The organism is Oceanobacillus aidingensis (genome assembly GCF_042654105.1).
Lineage (GTDB): Bacteria > Bacillota > Bacilli > Bacillales > Amphibacillaceae > Oceanobacillus > Oceanobacillus oncorhynchi.
Genome location: NZ_JBHSFT010000019.1, coordinates 109468 through 131268 on the forward strand (window position 1 = coordinate 109468; position 21801 = coordinate 131268).

Below are 21801 nucleotides of genomic sequence, written 5' to 3' on the forward strand. Positions count from 1 at the left end.
ATTTTCCTCCTTCCTCATACCAGGACAGGGTATAATATAATTGAAAAGGAAATCGTGCAGGTTTTGCACGATTATCCTTTTTATTTAACGAAAAAAATGAAGCATGTTTTGCTGCACATTCCTTATGCAACATCATATCCTTGGTCTTCAATCGCTTCTGTGATGTCTTTCAAGTCCACTTTATATCCATCAAAAGTGATATCGACCTTTCCATCTTGTAAATGAACTTTGACGGATTCAACACCGTTTAATTCACCAACACTGCCTTCAATGGAGCTGACGCAATGCCCGCAAGACATGCCTTGTACGTTAAGTGTTTTGTTTGTCATGAATCATCCCTCCTTTCTGATTACATTTATATATTACCATACCCTAGTTAGGTATTGTCAAGTGAAAAATTTATTTCATTATTTTAGAAATCGTCGTCATGAATTCAGATATAACTTCTGGATCTTTTTTTTCCAATTTTTCAATGACACAAGTATGAATATGACTTTCCAATAATAATCGAGAAACAGCATGTAATGCCGATTGTACGGCAGCCATTTGATTTAATATATCATCACAATATACATTTCGGTCAATCATTCGTTTTACTCCCTTTACCTGTCCTTCAATGCGACTCATTCGATTCATCAGCTGCTTTTGAATATCATCTGACATAATTACCTCTCCGTCTTTACAACAGTTTTCCTTTTGATCCATATGGGGGACTAGTTGAGCAATCTCCTTCATGTAAACGCTCCCTTCTAAAATCAAATAATTACTTTATATTTCCTTACTGCCAATATACCATACCCCCATAAGGTATTCAAGTATTTTATTTAAAATAAATAAAAAGTTTATAGAGAAAGTTATTTCATTTTCTCTATAAACTTTTTATGAAGGATTGTTCTCTTATATTATTTAGAGTACTGATTAATAACTGCTAACAATTCATCAATAACTTCTTCTTCATTTCCATCCTTAATAGAATGAGTCATACATGTTTTTGCATGTCGTTCCATGACAGAAAAGCCAACTTTCTTTAAAGCTGACTGCACGGCAGATAATTGAATAAGAATATCCATACAGTAACGATCATTTTCAACCATATTTTGAAGTCCACGAACTTGGCCTTCTACACGTTTTAAACGATTAATTACACGTTCCTTTTCTTTATCTGTCCGTGGCTCCACTGCCTTTTTTCCTTCTGTTGCATTTTGTATTATTCCTTCTGATTTCATCATTATAATCGCTCCTTTAATTTATATTTATATATTATCTCGCATTTAGGTATCATTACTCTCTTTTTAAATAATTCATAGTAACGAAAACCTGAGTACACATTGCTCATAAAAAGTGGCGGGTAAAAAATGAATCACACTTTAGCTTTTTAGTTCGATTTTCTTTCATGCTTACTTATACCCCATCAGCCAGTAATACATTATTTCTCTCCCCTTTTTTACAATGCTTGTTGATTCCCAAAAACAGAGGAATACGTCTTCCATCCGCCATCTACATTTTTCACTTCAAATCCATTATTTTTTAGAATACGACTAGCTAGATACCCTCTTAAACCAACTTGACAACTTACATAAATGGTCTGATCTTTTGGTATAGTATCAAGAGAATTTCTTAACTCATGTAGCGGAATATTAACAGATCCTTTGATATAACCAGATTCACGTTCCCCTGAGTTACGAACATCAATTAATAACCTCCCATCAGCAACAATCTGGTCTACTTCATGCCACTGGATATGTTCTAATTCCCCGTCTATGATGTTCGCAGCTACATACCCTGCCATATTCACTGGATCTTTTGCTGATGAATAAGGCGGTGCATAGGATAACTCTAAATTTGTTAAATCTTCTACAGTTAACCCGCCTTTTATGGCTGTAGTGATAACGTCCATGCGTTTATCCACGCCTTCTTCTCCAACAGCCTGAGCACCGAAGATTTTTCCTGTTTCTTTATCAAAAAGTAACTTTAGGGAAATTGGTACAGCTTCTGGATAATAATTAGCGTGAGAGCTTGGATGAACATGGACCACTTCGTAGGGAATCCTTAGCCGTTTAAGTGTTTTTTCATTATTTCCTGTGGATGCAACGGTCAAATCAAACACCTTTGCAATGGATGTGCCTACTGTCCCTTGATATTTCTCTTTTTTACCCATTAAATTGTTAGCCGCAATACGACCTTGTCGATTCGCTGGTCCAGCAAGTGGAATCATTGTCTTTGTGCCTGTGATATAATCTGCTACTTCGACCGCATCCCCAACCGCATAGATATGATCATTGGATGTTTGCAGATAGTCATTCACGATGATTCCTCCACGTTGCCCTAATGAAAGTCCTGCTGATTTCGCCAGTTCATTTTCCGGCATAACACCGATAGAAAGAATCGTCATATCTGTTTGAAGTTCCGTCCCATCAGAAAGTATAATCTTCTTTCCTTCCTCTGCAAATGATTGAACTCCATTGTCCAGAATCAATTGAACCCCTTTTTCTCTTAAATGCGTGTGCAGAATAGCTGCCATTTCCATATCAATCGGTGCCATGATTTGATTGGCCATTTCAACTATGGTAACCTTTATCCCTCTGTTAGCAAGATTCTCCGCCATCTCAACACCAATAAATCCACCACCAACAATGACAGTTCTTTGTGGCAGGTGATTATCCACATAACGTTTGATAGCATCTGTGTCGGGAATATTTCTTAATGTAAATAACGAATTATTTTCCTTTAACCCTGGTATCGCAGGTACAATTGGTTTGGCTCCCGGTGATAACAATAATTTATCATAGGATTCTTTGTACGTTTCTCCGCTTTTTAGGTTATTAACTGTCACCTGTTTTTTATCTGTGTCGATGTTCACTACTTCACTCAAATTACGTATGTCGAGATTAAATCGTTCCGACATACCTTCCACAGTTTGTACTAATAATTTATTGCGATCCTTAATTGTTTCTCCGATGTAGTAAGGTAATCCACAATTCGCAAATGAAATATGTTCTCCTCTTTCGAAAAGCACAATTTCTATTTCTTCACTTATTCTTCTTAACCTTGCGGCGGCTGTTGCCCCACCTGCTACACCACCTATGATAACAACTTTTTTTGTCATGATATTTCCCTCCCAAGTCATTTATTGAAATCTGGACCTTAATCCGTCCATAACCAGTTATAAAGTAACATCTTTTTTTGATTAAAAATGACATTTTAATAATTATTAACACATTCATTCATGTTTGGTTGTTTTGTCTTTGGATGACATTGACATTCTACTTTATCTTTAAATGACATCTTCTTTTTGGATTTAATCCATTTGTCTTTTTCCATTCTGTACCACATAACAACGGCGCGTATCACGATATCAATACCGATTGCTACCCAGACACCTGCTATCCCTAACTGCATTTGAATTGCTAAGAGATATACAAAAAGTGTTCGAATCAACCACATCACAATCGTTGTTAAATACATAGGGTATTTTGTATTTCTAGCACCTTGATATGCTCCTGTAAGAATAAGCAATATCGCTAGAAAAGGCTGGAATAATGCTGCTATTTTTAGTGCAATACTTATTTCAGATACAACTACTGGATCTTCACTGAAAAAACCGCCTATCCATTCTCCAAGAATAAATAATAATACTCCCATGAAAACCATAAATACAGCTGATAGAATGGAGATTAATTTTGCATAACTTTTAGCTTCTTCATAATTACCTGCTCCTACTTGTTTGCCTACAATAATAGTTGCGGCAGCAGCAAAACCATAAGCAATCATATAAGAAAATGTCTCGATATTCCCTGCTATTTGATGTGCTGCAAATGTACTTGTACCTAATGCAACAATGAAGCCAAAATAAACGACCTGCCCTATTCTCATTGCCAGGCGCTCACCTGCTGCTGGAGCACCTAAACCTAAAAGCTCTTTTTGATAAACCTTATCAAACCTCCACCAGTTCTTTTGAAACATAATCTGATTATTTTTCTTAATATATAAAATAAGCACAAATGTACCAACCAGACGTGCAATTACTCCGGCTAATCCAGCCCCTACGATACCTAGTGCAGGTATAAACAAGAAGCCAAAGATAAAGATATAATCCAAAATAATATTGACAATATTTGCAATAATAACTGCTTTCATTGGTGATTTTGTATCTCCAACTCCCCTTAAAATACTACTCATCACAAACATATAAGCCATGAGTATAGAAGGAACAGCAACAATTCTAAAGTATACTACACCAATCTCTAACACTTGTTGTTCTACACCAAGAAGGCTTAAAAGAGGTTCTGCAAAAATCAGTGTTAACATACCTGTTAGGCCACCTACAATAGTGGTCAAAATTACTCCTTGCTGTGCAACTTTTGAGGCACGTTCATAGTCGCCTGCACCAGTTGCATTAGCCATTAACACATTGACACCAACACCTATTGCCATAAAAATTGCAAAATAAATTGCTAGTATAGCGTTCGTTACCCCAACTGCAGATACTTCATCCAAACCAATTTGAGCAACAAAAAATGTATCTGCAAATCCTAGCATCGTCTGAAAAAAGTTTTCTATTACAGCCGGAACCGCTAATATAATAATTATTTTTATCTTATCATTGGTACTTAGCCCTTTCTTTAATGTTTGATCTGCAACATTCATCAAACAGCCCTCCATTCAATCTAATTACAGGAGCTTTTCATTAATATATTTAAAGTTTCCTTAAAAACATAATATCATACCCCCGTATAGTATTCAACAAGAAAAAATTTACAGAAAATAATTTTGCATTACTTTCATTTCTCATTGTCCTCAGCGTTGAATTTTTAATAATTTTAACAATTCTATGAACATGAACTTTTTATTTTATTTAGGTGTTATAATAATGCTATATATTTTATATGGTAAGGAGTTGTCTATTTGAAAAATCAAATAGTGTTTGTTTGTTTGTTTCTTTTGGTTATTTTAGCAGCTTGTAACAGTAATACTAATCAATCATCTGAAGTAGATGTTAAATCATTAATACACGATTACAGCACAGATCAAATAAGTGCTACCTCTGCTTCAGTAGATACTAGCCAATTAGTAGTTGAAAAAGATAATAAAGAAGTCAATTATGATTTACCTGATGATGAGTTTTATGTATCGATTGCTCCCTTTATCAATGAAACACACCCATGTACATTCCATAGTCTTACAGGATGTCAAGGTGAGCTAGTGAATACTCCATTTGAAGTTTATATCGAAAATGCCAATGGAAATGTACTTATTGATGAATCGATTGAATCCTTTGACAACGGCTTTATTGATTTATGGCTACCAAGAGATCAGGAGTTTAAAGTCATTATTACTTTAGATGACAAACAGGTAGAATCAACCATATCTACATTCGAGGATGACCCAACTTGTATTACGACAATGCAACTTATTTAAATTTGATAGAAAGCATTTGTGAGTTTGAAAAACCCTAGAGCTAGGGTTTTCTTTTAATAATAAGAATATCATTAGAAAAACTTTAGATTGGGCAATATGTGGCTTTTAAATAAGGTTTGATTAAAAATACCATGTAAACTCGTGTTTTACGTTAAATAAAAGAATCCATTTTGGAAAAAGATTAATCAAAATGGATTCTATAGTTCGAGTAAAGCATAAAATAGTGAAGTTATACTTATTCAATTAATTGAAGCTATTATCAATAAGGAGTTTTTACCCGGCACAGCATGATAATTTTGATACATCTTTATCAAATGTAAGAGCAGCTAATTTTAAACCCTCTGCCATTGTTAAATACGGTGCAAGACTTTCTTTTAAATCCTCTACGGTTAATCCAAACTTAACGACTAATGTAGCTGCATAAATCACATCTCCTGCATTTTCAGATACAATATGAACTCCAAGCACTTTCAATGTTTTTGAATCAGCAACAAGCTTAAAAACCCCTGTTGTTTCATGATTTACTAACGCTCTTGGAATGGTGTCTAAAGGCAACACAGATGTTTTGACTTCATATCCCTTTTCTTTTGCTTGTTTTTCTGTTAAACCAACTGTTGCAATTGCCGGATTTATAAACGTTATGCCAGGAACAACAGACAAATTTAATTTTTTATTTAACCCACGAATCGCATTGTCAGCAACAATTCCACCTTCATAGGCTGCTACATAAACAAATTGAGGTCCCAATGTTACATCTCCTGCTGCATAAACCTTCTCATTACTTGTCCTAGCATAATCATTTATCACGATTTCTTTTCGTTTTCCAACTTCAATACCTGCTGCACTTAAATTTAAAGAATCCGTATTTGGTTTTCTCCCTGTTGCCACAAGTAACTGCTCTGATTCCACAACTTTTTTCTTACCATTTACCGTTACGTAAATCTTTTTGTTTCCTCCAACTTGTTCTACCCACTCAAAGGTTGCCCCTTTCACAAGATTTATACCCTGTTCAACTAAAGCCTTTTCTACAGCTTCTGAAATCTCTGGGTCATATTCTTTTAAAAGACGTTCACTTCTTTGCATAAGCGTTACTTCTGAACCTAAATTATGAAATAGTTGCCCAAGCTCCATTCCGATATATCCTGAACCAATAACCGTTAAGCGTTCAGGCACCTTTTTTAATTCAAGTAGTGTTGTACTTGTTAGATAATCCACTTCTTTAAGTCCTGAAATTTCCGGTAAAGAAGGAGAAGCACCTGTTGCAATTAAAAAGTGCTTTGCAGAAAGTTTCTCTCCGTTGACTTCAATTGTATTTTTATCAATAAATTTAGCTTCACCCTTAATTAAATCAAAGCCATATTCATTAATTAAATCAATGTATTTTTGGTGCCTAAGCCTATTAACCAATTCATTTTTTTGCCTGATTAAAGGTGCTAATTCTACATCTCCCGCGGAAATTTGCAATCCTTTAAATGGATTCACCTTAGCCAAATGATTGATTTTCCCAGCTCTAAGAAGTGTCTTTGATGGAACACAACCTGTATTCACGCATGTTCCTCCAATGGTTTCACGTTCAATCATGACTACTTTCGCCCCATATTCAATTGCTTTAATCGCAGCCGAAAAAGCTGCACCACCAGAACCAATGATAAGTAAGTCATAATCCCCTTCATTACCTAGCACCATATTTTCTTGTGATGGTACTTCTTCTATTTCTCCAGGTTGATATTTTGCTTCTTTAATCGCCTTGTTTGCAGTTTTAACTCCAATATTCTCAGGTAACTCAAATACTGCTTCACCACGACGAAAACTAGCTTCAACATTATTAGCTCCTATATTTTGAAGTGCTAATGCTACATGCTCTTCACAACCTGTACAAGTCATTCCGTGAATGTTTATCTTAAATTTATTCATTTACTCATCATCCTGTTCTATATTTTTTCTTATTCCTTTTATTGTTCCCCAATCAGTGTTTCAATTATTGGACATTCATGTAGTTGTTTTTCATCTGGGCACCGTTGTTTTAAATCTTTTAGCATGACTTCAATTCGCTTTAAATCTTCTATTTTTTTTTGTACTTCCTTTTCTTTTTTGGAAACAAATTCAAACATATTTTCACAGCGAACTTCATCTTTATCTACAATCCCAAGTAATTTATAAATTTCATTTAAAGAGAAACCAAGCTCTTGAATATGTTTAATAAAACCTACTCGCCTAACATCATTATCTGAGTATACCCGATAACCAGCATTTGTTCGAGAAGGTTCCTTTAATAATGATTTTTGTTCGTAATATCTAATTGTCTCTTTATTCACTCCACATTTTTCTGCAAATGCACTAATACGATAACTCACATATTTCACCTCCTATAAAAATAATAAACCGTGTATCTGGATACACAGTCAAGTATATTATTAAATTTTTTTTAAAGTATCCTACCAATTAGCATTCCTGTAGAACGTTAAATTTAAGGTTTGAAAAAAATAGAGCCCCTCGATAAGATGAATTTACACACAAACAAATCAACTTAGGAGGAAGCTCTACATGAAGTATAAAATGCAGGACAAACAAAATCAACTTATAGAAAGAATATCAGACCAACATCTAGTCGTTGGAGTGGATATTGCACAACAATTCCATGTAGCTCGTGCTGTAAATTACAGAGGTATTGTGATTGGTGATCCTCTCACCTTTGAAAATGATGAGACTGGCTTTGCTAGATTACAAGAATGGATGAACGAATTAAAAGATTCAAAAGGTTACAGTACTGAAATTGTTGGGATGGAACCTACCGGACATTATTGGTTAAACTTATCCAAATGGCTGTATGATCAAAGTATTGATGTCGTAACGGTTAACCCTCATTTAGTTAAAAAGAATAAGGAAAATCGAGATAACACGCAATCTAAAAGTGATAAAAAAGATGCTCTCGTAATCGCTGATATGGTGAAGAATGGATACTATTCTATTATACATCCAACTTCAGAGGGTTTCGAAAAACTAAGAGTACTAATGTCTAACCGTGACGTAATCGTTAAACGACTTGTTAGTTCCGTTAACCAAATAAATCGTTGGGTTGATATTATATTCCCTGAACTTCGACAAGTTTTTAAAGATGTAAAAGGGAAAGGTGCAATCGCAACCCTTCATTTATTCCCTACACCAGTTGAATTACGTTCAATGGAAGCCCAGGATATCGTTAAAGGGTGGAGAACACTGATGAAGCGACAACCCGGTTTAAAAAAAGCACAAAAATTAATTCAATTAGCCAAAAGTTCTGTTGGTGCCACCCAAGCACTTGACGCATATAAACTACACCTAGAACAATTACTTGAAGAATTTGATCTCGCCACAACCCAACTTGAAAAGGTTGAAAAAGAAGCAGCTAATGCACTGGAACAAATTACTTTCGCTAATAAAATACTCGTCATGAAAGGTATTACTGAAATTACGCTAGGTGGCATTTTAGGAGAAGCTGGTGATTTAAGTAAATTCGCTCACGGCAATTCTTTATTACGACATGCAGGTTTGAACTTGGCAGAGGCTAGCTCAGGTAAATGGAAAGGGCAAATTGTCATCTCTAAGCGTGGAAGGTCTCGCCTAAGGCGTTACCTGTTCTTAGCCACCATGAGTCTGGTGGCAAACAACCCTGAATTTAAAGAACTTCATGCCCACAATGTTAAAGTAAAAAAGATGAAAAAAATGAAATCTATCATGAAACTGATTGGTAAATTTGCGAGATTGTTAGTAGGAATTGCCCGAAGTAATGAGCCTTATTGTCCTGAAAAACTACAACCCTTAGCAGCATAACTACCAGTTAAATTAAATGACTTTTAATAAAACAGAAATAGACTAAAATTTAATATTAGTATCATAGTGAATGTTGGCTTATTCGTAGGATCTCAAAGAAAGCACGGAGTACTGGAATACTTAAACAAAAGGGCACTGACCCATTCCGTTAGCAAAACCGGCCTCCACCCCTTGGATAGGCATGACGAAGGAATGAGAGGGCATTAGACCCGTTGAGACATGGGAGGGACAGCCTCCAGGGGCGGCGTGGAGAATGCGTGCAGTATATTTTTTAGAATATTTGGAGTTTATGACTCCTTTATTCCCGCATGCCTTCATGTAGCCTTTATTATCAACACTCATTCCATTTATCCGTTATTGTACTGAAAAGTGGTTTGAAATCCTGCGAATAAGCGAGCATTTACGAGTAAATTGAATCTATCTGAGGGAGTTTAAGTACATTTATAAAAATAATATATGTAATTTTTGATAAATTCAGTATACAATTAACTGTTTGATTAAGTAAGTCCTTTATAAGGAACATCCGTTTAAATCAAAATCCAAATGGGGAAAATTACTCAAATATTTTATAAATATCACGTCTTTTTTACAATGGAGCGAGTAAAAAGTTGGGCATAAATTGAACATCAGACTTGATAGATATCATGTAACATGGAAAAAAGTAAAATACCCCTTTTTCATCGATTAATGAATTTTAAAATTGCCAGTATGAACTAATCACACTGGCAGCTTAATAATTCTTTTTTACATGTCTAACGCTATATTATGGACCATACTCTATTCTACCTTCACCTGTCCCATCATGCCGTTGTCTTCATGTTCAAGAATATGACAATGGAACATATACACGCCTTTTTGCTTGAATTGTATAGCTATTTTAACTGTTTCATCTGGTTCAATAGAAATACTGTCTTTCCATCCCCGCTCATTTTCTGGTGGTTCTTCTCCATTTCGAGAAAGTATTTTAAATTGAGCTCCGTGAATGTGAAATGGATGAATCATTCCGCCCATCATGTCAGGTTTATTGTAAATTTCCCACACTTCAGTGACCCCTTGATCTTGTGTGAAATCAATTCTTTCCGGATCAAATTTCTTTCCATTTATCGTTACCATATCCATCATTCCAAAGAGTTCCACGTTTTTTGTTACTGGTAAGTTCATCTCTTCTTCTGTAATTGAAATATCATTCATCTCTTCTGGAATACTGCTATCCTCTCCACTTTGACCAGAAACTTCAAATGGTAAAAGGATCGAACCATCCTCCTCATTTATTAACGCCAACCCATCTTCAGAGTTAAGCTGCGAAAAATCAATAATTATTTCCGCCCGTTCTGATGGGGTCAGTGTAATTTCATCTAGTGTCACTGGTTTATTCAGGAAACCTCCATCCGTTGCAACTTGCACAAAGGAATCCCCTGTATTCAATTTAAAAGTGTAATTCCTCGCATTGGACCCATTTAAGAGACGAAGACGAACCTTTTCTTTCCCTACGGTCAACTTCGGATTTAACGTCCCGTTTACCAATGACGTATCACCGATTGTTCCATCATCATTCATAGCAGCACTGTAATTCAATTGTTTCTGATCATCAAATGTTTTATCTTGGAAAATCAAGGGAATATCATTCTTTCCATACTCATTTGGCAATCCAAGACTCTTAGAGTTGTCATCTTCTATATAAATCAATCCTGCAAGTCCATTGTAAACCTGTTCAGAGGTTTTCCCTTCTGGATGGGGATGGAACCATAACGTCGAGGCTTCTTGTGTCACTTCAAATTCGATCAGCTCTTCTTCTCCTGGCTTTAATGAATTATGTGGCCCACCGTCTTCTTCACCTGATACTTCCAGCCCGTGCCAATGAAAAGTTGTCTCCTCATCTAACTCATTTATCGTTCTAATTTTCACCGTATCGCCTTCTTCAAATTGAAGCACTGGTCCTAAAAATGACCCATTGTATCCATATGTTTTCGTATTAGTACCATCGAATATTTCAGTCTCTCCTTCTTGTGCTCGAACAGTGTATACAACTTCTTCTTCATTATCGCTTTCAAGCAAAGGAGGTATTTTCAATTCATTTTCCCCTGTTGAACCATTTAAACTTACCACCTCATCATGACTCATATGACCATTCTCAATTGCATCATCATCCATAGATGAATGATCCATTCCTTCTTCCATGGAATCAGACTCTTGTTCCATATCTGAGTTTTCTTCAGGTGGTGATTCAACATTCCCTGCACAAGCCGATAAGACAAGTATTGTCAATAAAAAAATTAAACTTATTAATAATGATTTTCTTTTCATATACCATAACTCCCATTAAGAAAATTTTACATATTAATCCATCTTTAAAGGCTAACATTCAATAACACTTGACTATTAGCCAATTTACTTGATTCAAGAATTATATTTGATTATTGTTTCATCACTTAAATTACGATTATAGATGTTAACTTTTCTCCTTTCATTAGATACTTGATACCAATTTATGTTAATGATTCATTATCCTTATGACGTAACTATATTTTAAAACTATCGAGAATTTATCAAGAAAAAGTTAATGTTTGATGAATTACATAATTAAATATAATCATAAAATATCTAAATGGAGAATCATTTACAGTTTTAAACCCTTCACCTTAATGATAAATCTTTAATCATATATGGGGACTACAAATATTATGCAAAACATAGATGTACATTTCTTTATCTATTCCGGAAATCAACTAGAACGTTAAAAGTTATTAACAATCAACCTTTTTCCATAAAGGCGTTAATATACTTTGTGGATCAGAAGTGATTCGTCGATTGTATTTTACTCATTTACATTATCCATTAAAACGAAATCAGCTATTGCAGCGGTCACCTTTACCCAAGTCAGCTTTTTCTCACATTACTTTAATCTTTCAACTAGAAAAAACTGATTTTCACCTAACGGAAAACCAGCTTTTTCATTTTTATATTTAGACACTAAATTCATAACCTTAATCTTAAACAACTTCTTTCAAATTTTACAATGAAACTTTTGAACCTTTACATCTAAAGTTTTTCTTTACAGATTGAGCTTTTTTCCGAGTATAATAATAGCATTATACTATTAACACTTAACCTATATTTCATTTTCATACTAAATTTTAATCAATCTTCAACAATTGGGCATTAATTGCACAAATAATTGTACTTAATGACATGACAGCAGCACCAATAGCTGGTGTAATAACGATACCGACATTATATAATACACCTGCTGCTAGTGGGATGGCTATCACGTTGTAACCTGCTGCCCATCCTAAGTTTTGTATCATTTTTCTATAACTAGCTTTCGATAACTTCAAAATATTTAAGATATCAACAGGATCACTATTTACTAAAACAACATCCGCTGTCTCAATTGCAACGTCTGTACCAGCACCAATCGCAATACCCAAATCAGCTTCAGCTAAGGCAGGCGCATCATTGATTCCGTCACCAATCATGGCAACCTTTTTGCCACCTTCCTTCAGTTTTTTCACATTATCCGATTTATCATGTGGTAGAACCTCTGAAATAACTTTTGATAGTCCAAGTTTTTCACCTACATAATTTGCAACACGATTATTATCACCTGTCATCATAACTGTTTCAATGCCACTATCTTTTAATTGCTTGATAACTTCATAAGAGGATTCACGAATGATATCCGCTAAAGCAATCATTCCTTGCAATACATTGTCTCTTAATACAAAAACAACTGTTTTCCCTTGTTGGGCTAGCTTTTCATACGTTTCTTCATCGAAATCTATATTATTCGCTTTCATCGCTCCAGGGCTAATGACTGCGATTTCAGTTCCTTTCACATCAGCAGTTAATCCTTTACCAGTTAAATTTCTATAATTCGTTACCTCATATAGCTCTAAATTACGATTTTTTCCTTCCTTCACAATTCCTTTTGCAATTGGATGATCGGATTGGGTCTCAACTGAATAAGCTAACTTCACTAATTCATCTTTACTTACATTGTTACTTGGATGAATATCAGTAACCCCGAAGTTTCCCTCAGTAAGGGTGCCTGTCTTATCGAATACAACCCGATCTAGCTTTCGAGCATTTTCAAATGGGGTACGATTACGAATCAACAAACCATTCTTAGCAGCAATAGACGTTGATCTTGAAGTAACTAAAGGCATAGCCAGACCAAGTGCATGCGGGCAAGCTATAATCAGAACGGTAACCATTCTTTCTAGCGCAAATTCAAAATCCCCTGTCGTACTCCAGTAAGCAATCGTGATGATTCCAGCAACCACCGCCACATAAAATAGCCATTTTGCTGCAATATTAGCAAACCCCTGTGCTTTTGATTTGGTATTTTCCGCCTCGCTTACTAATTGAATAACTTGAGATAAATACGTGTCATTTCCAATTTTATTTACCTTAATTTTTAATACACCTTCACCATTAACGGCCCCACCTATTGCTTTCATTCCAGGTCCTTTTTCCACAGGAACGGATTCACCTGTTAACATAGATTCGTCGACGGTAGATTCTCCTTCAAAAATTTCCCCATCAATGGGTATTTTTTCTCCTGATTTAACTAGAATCTCATCTCCAGGGTGTAATTCTTCAACAGACACTTCTACAATATTTCCGGACGCGTCAATTTTATGTGCCTCTTTTGGCATTAGTTTAATTAATTCTTCGAGTGCTTTTGAAGCACCCATTATGGACCTCATTTCTACCCAGTGACCTAACAACATAATGACAATTAACGTAGCTACCTCAAAATAAAAGTCACTGCCATCAATCAAGAAGGCTGTTAAGGTGCTATAAATATAGGCTGTTACAATGGCAAGTGAAATTAACAACATCATCCCTGGTGTTTTTGTTTTTATTTCATCCCATGCACCAAGTAAAAACGGTTTTCCACCATAGAAAAACACTATGGTAGAAAGTAAGAAAAGTACTATCGTGTTACCCGTAAAGTTTACTTCATAGTTGAATAACATTTGGATCATCGGTGACAGATAAGTAATCGGTATCGCTAACACTAAAGATACCCAGAAACGCTTTTTAAAATCATCTATCATATGCTCATGATGACCGGCATGTCCTCCTCCATGTCCGTGTCCCGAATGGTCATGACCATTATGATTATGATGCTCACGGTGATCATGGCTATGGTGTTCATGATCATGATGCTCGTGGTTATGATGTTCGTGATTATGGTGCTTGTGCCCATCGTGTTCACTATGGCTTTGGTTATTCTTCTTACTATCGTGATTTGCCATGCTATCAATCCTCCTAGTGAATAATTATGTTAAGATCATTTTCTATATAGTGTGCAATAGGTAATTTTCTTATTACTAAGACATCATACAAATTCCCCTGTCAAGGGTTATTAACCCACTTATATCCTACACCCCACACAGTTTTAAAATAGTCATCTATTGGAAATCCTGTTTGACGGATTTTCTCTCTCATATTCCGCACGTGTGAATCAACTGTTCTTCCCCCTGTTTCAGAATCAAACCCCCAAATCAAATCAATCAAATGTTCCCTAGCAAATACTTGATTCGGATTCTTCATAAAGTGTCCAATCATAATAAATTCTTTAGGCGTTACCTTGATTGGGTTAGTTTTATAGGATAATTCAAACTGATCCCTATTCCAAATTAAACCATTCACCTCAATATAACTCTTTGGTTCTCTTCTACGTAATATAGCTGACATCCTAGCCAATAATTCTTCTTCGTTAAATGGCTTTGTGATATAATCGTCTGCACCTAACCGCAATCCTTTTACAATATCCTCATGTTGGTCACGGGCAGTTAACATTATAATTGGTACATCAGAAATGCCTCTAATTTCTTGGCATAATTCCCATCCATCCATCTCAGGCATCATAATATCTAGTAAAACAATGTCAAATGTTTCTTGATTTATATAGGACAATGCTTCAGTAGCACCTAATGCTTCTTTACAAACATATTTATGAGGTTGTAAATACAACGCAATTAAATCTAACATTCGCTTCTCATCATCAACGATAAGAACTTTATTCATTTCTTTTCCCCCTTGCCAACTTGATAATGATACTTGTGCCCAGTCCTATTTCGCTTTTTGCTTCAATACTACCACCATGGGATTCAATAATTTCTTTTGAAATAGCTAGACCTAGCCCAGTTCCTCCACTTTGTCTTGAACGTGATTTTTCCACACGGTATAACCGGTCAAATATATATGGAAGATCTTGTGCAGGAATTCCTTCTCCATCATCTGTAGTTGTAATAATGATATACTGATCAGTCTGCTTTACCTCTATTAAGATTTTTGAACCTTCCTTAGAATGCTTTTTCGCATTATCTAGGATATTTATTAACACTTGTTGAAAACGTTCTGGATCAATATAAGCTTTTATTTCATCAAGGCAATTCACATGAAGTAATATTTTTTTCTCAGCTAACGCTGGTCGAATACGTTCAATTATTCTTTGAATAAGCTCACATAAATTCACTCGTTCGCGTCTAATCCGAAAATTATTTTGATCTATTTTAGCTAATTCAAATAAGTTCTTAATTAATACCGTTAATTGCTCTGTTTCTTCTCGAATTATTTCAACATATTCTTTAACTTGTTCTTCAGACGTACCTTGACGATTAATGATATCTGCATATCCTTTGATATATGTTAATGGCGTCCGCAGCTCATGTGACACACTGGCCAGGAACTCATTTCTAGCCTGTTTTAGTTCTTTCAACTCCTGTGATAGCTTGGTGATGGAATTAGCTAATTCACCTAATTCATCTTTCCTTTTTGTATGTAGTGCTATATTGTGTCTTCCCTTACTTAATTGTTCTGTCTCTTCTTTCATTTTAATTAACGGTTGTGTAATAAATCGAGACAAAATAAATATAGTCATAATTGTTAACAACACAGTGATAAAGCTAATTATCAAAAACTGATTGCTAAGCTGATCAACTGTTCTTTTTACATAACTTGTATCGGCAAACATAAACACATGCCCCTTATGTTCCCCGCTTATTGTAATCGGACTATCTGTCACGATATAATTTCCTTCACTCCACCTATCTTCAACTATTTTACCTTCTGTAGGTATTTCTTCATCATTAGTATGTTCTACCACATTAATCATTTCTTGTTTTACAGGGTCAGATGAAATAATAATCTCACCTTTCTCATTTGTAATGATAACGATAAATTCAGACGCTGATTCCATAATACCGACATGTTCTAATGTAGGTTGATCGAAATGATCTTCTAAAACGTCACGATGTGTGTTCCCGCGTGCCAGCAGACTATTCATAACTTCATCAATACGATCATTTACTAGGTTCGTATATAAAATAAAAAACAAAAAAGATTCAATAACCAGAATAAATACAAAAAACAGTAATCCAATTTTAAAAGATAATTTATTAAACATACTACACCTCTATAACCAATAAGTAAGTGTATCCAACACACCAAGAATTAAAAGTAACAAACCAGCAATCTTTTGGGTGACAGCTCCTATTTTTCTACTTCTTTTTAATATGGCACCACTTGCACCAAAATACCAAATTAAAAATATAACAATCAATAGCGGAAGAGAAGTGCCAATTCCAAACACAGCTGGAAGGACTGCACCATACGAAGTTATCAATACAATTGGCATTAATGTTAAAAGAAAGAGCACAAACATGGTTGGGCAAAAAGCTAATGTAAAACTTACTCCCATTAAAAAGCTGCCTAAATAACTATCTTTAAGTACCTTTGTGGGAAAATGAAAAATACGCCATGTTTTCTTCCATTGAAATATCCCAATCATAAATAACCCTACTATAATTAGCATTGGACCTATTGCTTTACGTATAATGGGTAGAATTTGTGAAAGCGTGCTATATACCTCTCTACCTAACAACCAAACAATAATCCCTAGTATAGAATAAACTACGACCTTCCCTAAGACAAATAACAATACATGCAACCATGGAACTTTATCAACTAATGATTTATTACCATAAATCGTAATTGCACTGAGGTTACTTGTAAGCTGACAAGGTGCAAGAGCTCCAATCACCCCAAGAAAAAAGGCAAATAATAATGGTAAATGTTCTAAACCATTAGCGAGATCTATTATTGGTTCCATTAATGTGTTACTTATCTGGTTAAATAGTTCAAACATATATATTCAACTCACTATATAATAATTTTATCACTTGACCTTGGTAATAATTAAATGATTTTTTCTTTAACTTCTTGATATATGTGTCGCTCCGAAAAAATGAGAATGAGGCTATCTTGATAATATACCGTTGCAAAGACATGTTTAAGAAAAAGTATATTTGTTAGGATGGTAAAGCTAACTATCTACATCACCTTCACTTATACTACTGTTCACTTTCAAATCATTACTCTTTTTTTCCTTTATTATTGATTTTAGTCGTTCATATTCCAACTCGTTAATTTCACCTTTAGCTAAGCATTCTTTAATTATTTGTAATGGTGTTCTCTTTTTATCTCCTTTAATAAAACTTGCTATTAAAAAAATACCAAAACTAATTAATCCTATCCAGAAAATAATCATTAGAATCACTGTCCAAAATGATCCATACCCATTCATCATATGCAATTTACATCACCTTCTCATTTGGTCTATTATCATTTATTATAGCTTTTATTTATCAAGAAAATATGCAGGCCTGCCAAGAAAAATGAATTCCCCTGTTTTACAAAGCTGAATCTTTACTTTATATCAGATAAATATTAAATAATCTTTAGAACTTTAGACAATCTGCACATAAACTGCAAAATAATAGGGTACTGTAACAATGAATTCAAAATAATGAAAGGAGCAACATTAAATGGCAATTAAAAAAATTATAATAGGGTTAGTATCTTTATTTACAATCTCCGTACTATCCGCATGTGCGGGAGAAACGGAAACGGAAGATACAAATAATGAAAATAACACGGAACAAAACTCCGAGGAAAGTACACAGGACGATATGGAAGGCATGGACCATTCCGAAATGCATATGTCTGGCTCTGGAGATGTACCCGAAGGTTTAAAGGAAGCAAACAATCCAACTTATGAAGTTGGCAGTCAAGCTATAATTGAATCGGATCACATGGAAGGTATGAAAGGTGCTGAGGCAACAATAGTAGGAGCCTACGATACCACAGTTTATACAGTTTCTTATATACCCACAACAGGTGGTGAGAAAATAACCAATCATAAGTGGGTCATTCATGAAGAATTAGAAGACCCTAGTGAAACACCGTTAGAATCTGGTGATGAAGCTATTATAAATGCTGATCATATGGAAGGCATGAATGGGGCAACAGCTGAAATTGATTCAGCAGAAGAAACCACGGTATATATGGTAGATTTTGTTTTAACTACAAATGGAGAAGAAGTCACAAACCACAAATGGGTAACAGAAAGTGAATTATCCTCAGTAGAATGAAATTAGAATTAACTAGCATATAATTTCTAACTCACCTTTTTGTAAACAATACAATCCCATTTAAAAATATATTCAAGAGGAGGAAGATGTCCCCTCCTTTTGAAGGGTTATAAGCAAATTACAGAAGAAATCTTCTATAAAAGATATCTTCTGTAATTTTTTGTCTTCTTTTATTGAATACGATAAAAGGATTTGATATTTGACAAGAAAATTATTTCTATAATTTTTTATTCTGCAAAGAATCTGCATAACTTCCCATTACTATTAAAAAAATATATTCAAATGGAGTGTTAAATTTATGTACGATTCATGTCCTATAAATGAAAAAAATCCCCAAATAAATCCAACTGGATTACATTGTATGATAACCAGTAGTTATTCTGTTACTATTCCAAAACCCATTAGAGATATTTTAAACTTAAGCCCTGGAGATGAGGTGATAATTAGTTCAAAACATAAATCTAATGAATTAATAGTGCAAAAATTTAGTGGAAATTCAATAGAAAATATAATGATATTAAATGAAAGAGGCTCATTTAGAGTACCAAAAGAATTTATTAAATTTCTCAATTTGGAAATAGGCGACATTTTTAGCCTATACCTTAATAGAGAGAAGCAAATCGTTTTGTTGAGAAAACAATCATGAGATAGGCAATTCAATCGTCAAGCTAAAGACAGTTGTTTTCAAAACGTTTCCTTCTTCTATCAATTTTTTAGAACTTTACGAGGTACACGAAAGAGGCTTCATAAAAATAAAATACTGTCGATTATTGTTATAATCTTTATACAATACTGTAACATATGATCACATTTTGTAATCTTTATGTAATTTTTTTATGATTTCTATTGTGATATGCACATGCTAAAATCTATTTAAGAGCGAAAAATCTATTACATAGAATTTCAAACTTAACTACAAAATAACTAGAATTTCTAACATTAAAAGGAGGAACACTTATGGCAACACCCAATCTTAGAGTGAAAAAATATGTACTTTCAAGTGCACTTGCTACTTCTATAGCATTAACTCCATTTTTAGGAGATAGTGTGTTTGCAAGCGCTGGCGAAGGCTCTTCTAAAGGCGATATTTCTATTGAAGAAAGCAACTTATCCAATTTTCAAGTAGAGCAGCAACCACCAACTACAACTGAAATTGTAAACACATCTATACTCCAACAAGGCAGTGTAGGATCTGAGGTAGAACATGTACAAAATACTCTACAATCACTTGGTTACTATTCTTATCAAGTAGATGGGGTTTTTGGTGATATTACTGCACAAGCAGTGAGAGATTTCCAAGCGGATCAAGGTTTGCAAGTAGATGGTATTATTGGGTCAAATACAAAGAATGCATTAGCATTACCTGCTGATACACCTTCTTTACCTCAAGACACCATATCTGAGACTAATGATGAGGAACTTGCCCTTGAAGAGACTGGAAATTCCAATGAATTAACTAACACAAATGTATCTAGTGAATCAAGCGAATCGGCAGCTATTTCCCCTAGTCATGATAATATTGTTGCTGCAGCAGAGAGTGTTCTCGGAACACCTTATGTATGGGGTGGAACTACTGCTTCCGGATTAGATAGTAGCGGTTTTATTCAATATGTATTTAATCAAGTAGGCATTGATGTTGCTCGTACACACCGTGATAATTGGGTAAATACTGGTGTACGTGTTAACTCTCCTAGTGTGGGGGATGTTGTATTCTTTGAAGGTACTTATGACGTACAAGGTGCGTCCCATAGCGGTATCTATATTGGAAACAATCAAATGATTCATTCCGGAGATAATGGGGTTGTCGTAGCAGATATTAGCATTGATTACTGGCAAAGTCACTATATTGGTGCAAAATCTTATAGATAATAAAAAACGATTGAAACAAAAAATGAGCCATCATAATTTGATGGCTTTTATAATACTCTCACACTTTTGTCAATTTTCTATTTTTATTTGCTTCTCTATACAAATAATACTATTCATGATAGCTCTCTGCTCTTGTTCTAATAAGTTAATTATTTTTATTAATTCAGGAATAGCATGATCTACCGTATACAGGTCATCTGCCATCAAACAGTAAGTGACCTTAACCAATTTTTCTTCCATTTCCGCAAAATACAATTTCCGATTCAATTCATGTGTTAATAAGCGGCCTTTTTCATTATCTTTAACCATCTAATTCCTCCTTCAATTAACCTATTTCCTAGCACATACACATAATTTTATTTAATTATATCGTGCCTTAAAACGGAAAGTCAGCATAAAAAAGGAATTTAAAACAAGTATTCGTTTAACTGCATAAGGCAGACCTATAAATAAAAAACAATGAATCCATGTGGGTTTCCTATTATTAGAATCATCTTTTTTATCTAGTTATAACGAAGAATAATAAAAAATGATTATTTTCACTCTATAATCAACCAGTTCCTATCTTTCTCCAAGGTCAATTCATACTGTGAAAATTGCACTGCCTTTATTGTCTAATCTAAATATCTCACTGTTACCCAGGCCTTTATTTGGTTCTCTTTATACAGGGTTGATTAACTCAGAAAAAGCATATTCTTGATCAATTAAGGGCAAAGCATTATCTTTTACATAATAGGCAAGTTCACTAGATAACATATATTTTTTATGAAACGATTCCTCTTTATTCTACAATCATCTAGTTTTCACCTTTCAATATGAAATAAACATATACATATACTATTCTCCTGTTTCAGCAAAACGTTTGATTCTTTTCCCTATTTCATCACGAACCCGTTGAAATACAATCCATTTTTCTTCTTCATTCCCTTGAGCTTTGGCTGGATCATCAAAACCCCAATGGTCACGTTTCACTTGTGGCGGTGTCATTGGACATTTATCCGCAGCGTCTCCGCATAAAGTGACTACAAAGTCCGCATTGTTTAAGATTTCCGGGTCGATAATATCAGATGTTTGGTTCGAAATATCAATATTGACCTCTTGCATTGCCTTTACTGCATTGGGATTTAAACCATGTGCCTCAATACCTGCACTTTTCACTTCCCAAGCATCTCCAAGATATTTTTTCGCCCAGCCTTCAGCCATTTGGCTTCTGCAAGAGTTTCCAGTGCATAAGAAATAAATTGTTTTTTTAGACATA

20 protein-coding genes are annotated in these 21801 nt (G+C 34.6%); 5 read left to right on the forward strand and 15 right to left on the reverse strand.

Annotated elements, in window-relative coordinates:
- Positions 1 to 122: 122 nt before the first annotated feature.
- The 5 genes from copZ to ACFO3P_RS13020 form a co-directional block, all read right to left on the reverse strand.
- Complete coding sequence (gene copZ, locus ACFO3P_RS13000; protein ID WP_289585497.1) at positions 123 to 329, reverse strand: copper chaperone CopZ; 207 nt, start codon at positions 327 to 329, stop codon at positions 123 to 125.
- Between the two features lie 70 nt (positions 330 to 399).
- The gene (locus ACFO3P_RS13005) at positions 400 to 735 is read right to left on the reverse strand and encodes a metal-sensing transcriptional repressor (RefSeq protein ID WP_052485021.1); all 336 of its coding nucleotides are present in this window, start codon (positions 733 to 735) and stop codon (positions 400 to 402) included.
- Between the two features lie 167 nt (positions 736 to 902).
- A complete protein-coding gene (locus ACFO3P_RS13010) occupies positions 903 to 1229 on the reverse strand; it encodes a metal-sensitive transcriptional regulator (protein WP_374705724.1) in 327 nt (108 codons plus the stop codon).
- A 215-nt stretch (positions 1230 to 1444) separates the two neighbouring features.
- Positions 1445 to 3106 carry a CoA-disulfide reductase gene (locus ACFO3P_RS13015; RefSeq protein WP_042533163.1) on the reverse strand — a complete coding sequence of 554 codons (1662 nt, stop codon included), beginning with the start codon at positions 3104 to 3106 and terminating at the stop codon, positions 1445 to 1447.
- A gap of 95 nt (positions 3107 to 3201) precedes the next feature.
- Positions 3202 to 4647 carry an MATE family efflux transporter gene (locus ACFO3P_RS13020; RefSeq protein ID WP_042533161.1) on the reverse strand — a complete coding sequence of 482 codons (1446 nt, stop codon included), beginning with the start codon at positions 4645 to 4647 and terminating at the stop codon, positions 3202 to 3204.
- A 258-nt stretch (positions 4648 to 4905) separates the two neighbouring features.
- Between ACFO3P_RS13020 and ACFO3P_RS13025 the strand changes: the two genes are divergently transcribed.
- Entirely contained in the window at positions 4906 to 5418 is a 513-nt protein-coding gene (locus ACFO3P_RS13025; protein WP_042533159.1) for a CueP family metal-binding protein, read from the forward strand.
- Positions 5419 to 5691: 273 nt separating this feature from the next.
- Here ACFO3P_RS13025 and merA read toward each other — a convergent pair whose 3' ends face one another.
- Both merA and merR read right to left on the reverse strand, forming a co-directional pair.
- Positions 5692 to 7332 carry a mercury(II) reductase gene (merA, locus tag ACFO3P_RS13030; RefSeq protein ID WP_042533157.1) on the reverse strand — a complete coding sequence of 547 codons (1641 nt, stop codon included), beginning with the start codon at positions 7330 to 7332 and terminating at the stop codon, positions 5692 to 5694.
- A gap of 38 nt (positions 7333 to 7370) precedes the next feature.
- On the reverse strand, positions 7371 to 7772 hold the full coding sequence (gene merR, locus ACFO3P_RS13035) for an Hg(II)-responsive transcriptional regulator (protein ID WP_042533153.1): 402 nt from the start codon (positions 7770 to 7772) through the stop codon (positions 7371 to 7373).
- A gap of 190 nt (positions 7773 to 7962) precedes the next feature.
- Between merR and ACFO3P_RS13040 the strand changes: the two genes are divergently transcribed.
- Positions 7963 to 9228, forward strand: coding sequence for an IS110 family RNA-guided transposase (locus ACFO3P_RS13040; RefSeq protein WP_289585513.1), 1266 nt, complete (start codon positions 7963 to 7965; stop codon positions 9226 to 9228).
- 777 nt (positions 9229 to 10005) lie between these two features.
- Here ACFO3P_RS13040 and ACFO3P_RS13045 read toward each other — a convergent pair.
- The 6 genes from ACFO3P_RS13045 to ACFO3P_RS13070 all read right to left on the reverse strand — a co-directional run bounded on the left by ACFO3P_RS13045 (position 10006) and on the right by ACFO3P_RS13070 (position 17830).
- Positions 10006 to 11532, reverse strand: a complete 1527-nt coding sequence (locus ACFO3P_RS13045; RefSeq protein WP_042533150.1) for a multicopper oxidase family protein — start codon at positions 11530 to 11532, stop codon at positions 10006 to 10008.
- A gap of 830 nt (positions 11533 to 12362) precedes the next feature.
- On the reverse strand, positions 12363 to 14492 hold the full coding sequence (locus tag ACFO3P_RS13050; RefSeq protein WP_042533148.1) for a copper-translocating P-type ATPase: 2130 nt from the start codon (positions 14490 to 14492) through the stop codon (positions 12363 to 12365).
- A 100-nt stretch (positions 14493 to 14592) separates the two neighbouring features.
- Positions 14593 to 15267, reverse strand: coding sequence for a response regulator transcription factor (locus ACFO3P_RS13055; protein ID WP_042533146.1), 675 nt, complete (start codon positions 15265 to 15267; stop codon positions 14593 to 14595).
- Positions 15260 to 16648: a sensor histidine kinase gene (locus ACFO3P_RS13060; RefSeq protein ID WP_042533144.1), complete on the reverse strand. Its 1389-nt coding sequence runs from the start codon at positions 16646 to 16648 to the stop codon at positions 15260 to 15262. Before ACFO3P_RS13060 ends, ACFO3P_RS13055 begins: the two co-directional genes overlap by 8 nt.
- 9 nt (positions 16649 to 16657) lie before the next feature.
- The gene (locus ACFO3P_RS13065) at positions 16658 to 17389 is read right to left on the reverse strand and encodes a cytochrome c biogenesis CcdA family protein (protein WP_042533142.1); all 732 of its coding nucleotides are present in this window, start codon (positions 17387 to 17389) and stop codon (positions 16658 to 16660) included.
- A gap of 177 nt (positions 17390 to 17566) precedes the next feature.
- On the reverse strand, positions 17567 to 17830 hold the full coding sequence (locus tag ACFO3P_RS13070; RefSeq protein ID WP_289584839.1) for an SHOCT domain-containing protein: 264 nt from the start codon (positions 17828 to 17830) through the stop codon (positions 17567 to 17569).
- 238 nt (positions 17831 to 18068) lie between these two features.
- On the opposite strand from ACFO3P_RS13070, the gene ACFO3P_RS13075 reads away from it, so the two are divergent.
- The 3 genes from ACFO3P_RS13075 (at position 18069) to ACFO3P_RS13085 (ending at position 20543) form a co-directional block, all read left to right on the forward strand.
- Positions 18069 to 18674 (forward strand): YdhK family protein, encoded by a 606-nt coding sequence (locus ACFO3P_RS13075; protein ID WP_042533140.1) that lies wholly within the window; start codon positions 18069 to 18071, stop codon positions 18672 to 18674.
- Positions 18675 to 18972: 298 nt separating this feature from the next.
- Positions 18973 to 19320: an AbrB/MazE/SpoVT family DNA-binding domain-containing protein gene (locus tag ACFO3P_RS13080; RefSeq protein ID WP_042533136.1), complete on the forward strand. Its 348-nt coding sequence runs from the start codon at positions 18973 to 18975 to the stop codon at positions 19318 to 19320.
- Positions 19321 to 19631: 311 nt separating this feature from the next.
- Positions 19632 to 20543, forward strand: a complete 912-nt coding sequence (locus tag ACFO3P_RS13085) for a C40 family peptidase (protein WP_042533134.1) — start codon at positions 19632 to 19634, stop codon at positions 20541 to 20543.
- A 69-nt stretch (positions 20544 to 20612) separates the two neighbouring features.
- Here the strand turns inward: ACFO3P_RS13085 and ACFO3P_RS13090 are convergent, their stop codons facing one another.
- Together ACFO3P_RS13090 and arsC are read right to left on the reverse strand one after the other, a co-directional pair.
- A complete protein-coding gene (locus tag ACFO3P_RS13090) occupies positions 20613 to 20852 on the reverse strand; it encodes a hypothetical protein (protein ID WP_042533132.1) in 240 nt (79 codons plus the stop codon).
- A 528-nt stretch (positions 20853 to 21380) separates the two neighbouring features.
- Positions 21381 to 21800, reverse strand: coding sequence for an arsenate reductase (thioredoxin) (arsC, locus tag ACFO3P_RS13095; RefSeq protein WP_066186216.1), 420 nt, complete (start codon positions 21798 to 21800; stop codon positions 21381 to 21383).
- Between the last annotated feature and the right edge of the window lies 1 nt (position 21801).

Excerpts from the sequence above, each read along its gene's own strand:
- ACFO3P_RS13075 (WP_042533140.1), top strand. The coding sequence starts at position 18,069 with ATGGCAATTAAAAAAATTATAATAGGGTTAGTATCTTTATTTACAATC.
- ACFO3P_RS13085 (WP_042533134.1), top strand. The coding sequence starts at position 19,632 with ATGGCAACACCCAATCTTAGAGTGAAAAAATATGTACTTTCAAGTGCA.
- ACFO3P_RS13045 (WP_042533150.1), bottom strand. The coding sequence starts at position 11,532 with ATGAAAAGAAAATCATTATTAATAAGTTTAATTTTTTTATTGACAATA.
- copZ (WP_289585497.1), bottom strand. The coding sequence starts at position 329 with ATGACAAACAAAACACTTAACGTACAAGGCATGTCTTGCGGGCATTGC.
- ACFO3P_RS13070 (WP_289584839.1), bottom strand. The coding sequence starts at position 17,830 with ATGATGAATGGGTATGGATCATTTTGGACAGTGATTCTAATGATTATT.
- ACFO3P_RS13065 (WP_042533142.1), bottom strand. The coding sequence starts at position 17,389 with ATGTTTGAACTATTTAACCAGATAAGTAACACATTAATGGAACCAATA.
- ACFO3P_RS13050 (WP_042533148.1), bottom strand. The coding sequence starts at position 14,492 with ATGGCAAATCACGATAGTAAGAAGAATAACCAAAGCCATAGTGAACAC.
- ACFO3P_RS13090 (WP_042533132.1), bottom strand. The coding sequence starts at position 20,852 with ATGGTTAAAGATAATGAAAAAGGCCGCTTATTAACACATGAATTGAAT.
- ACFO3P_RS13010 (WP_374705724.1), bottom strand. The coding sequence starts at position 1,229 with ATGATGAAATCAGAAGGAATAATACAAAATGCAACAGAAGGAAAAAAG.
- ACFO3P_RS13005 (WP_052485021.1), bottom strand. The coding sequence starts at position 735 with ATGAAGGAGATTGCTCAACTAGTCCCCCATATGGATCAAAAGGAAAAC.
- ACFO3P_RS13060 (WP_042533144.1), bottom strand. The coding sequence starts at position 16,648 with ATGTTTAATAAATTATCTTTTAAAATTGGATTACTGTTTTTTGTATTT.
- merA (WP_042533157.1), bottom strand. The coding sequence starts at position 7,332 with ATGAATAAATTTAAGATAAACATTCACGGAATGACTTGTACAGGTTGT.
- ACFO3P_RS13015 (WP_042533163.1), bottom strand. The coding sequence starts at position 3,106 with ATGACAAAAAAAGTTGTTATCATAGGTGGTGTAGCAGGTGGGGCAACA.
- ACFO3P_RS13020 (WP_042533161.1), bottom strand. The coding sequence starts at position 4,647 with ATGAATGTTGCAGATCAAACATTAAAGAAAGGGCTAAGTACCAATGAT.
- ACFO3P_RS13055 (WP_042533146.1), bottom strand. The coding sequence starts at position 15,267 with ATGAATAAAGTTCTTATCGTTGATGATGAGAAGCGAATGTTAGATTTA.
- ACFO3P_RS13040 (WP_289585513.1), top strand. The coding sequence starts at position 7,963 with ATGAAGTATAAAATGCAGGACAAACAAAATCAACTTATAGAAAGAATA.
- arsC (WP_066186216.1), bottom strand. The coding sequence starts at position 21,800 with ATGTCTAAAAAAACAATTTATTTCTTATGCACTGGAAACTCTTGCAGA.
- ACFO3P_RS13080 (WP_042533136.1), top strand. The coding sequence starts at position 18,973 with ATGTACGATTCATGTCCTATAAATGAAAAAAATCCCCAAATAAATCCA.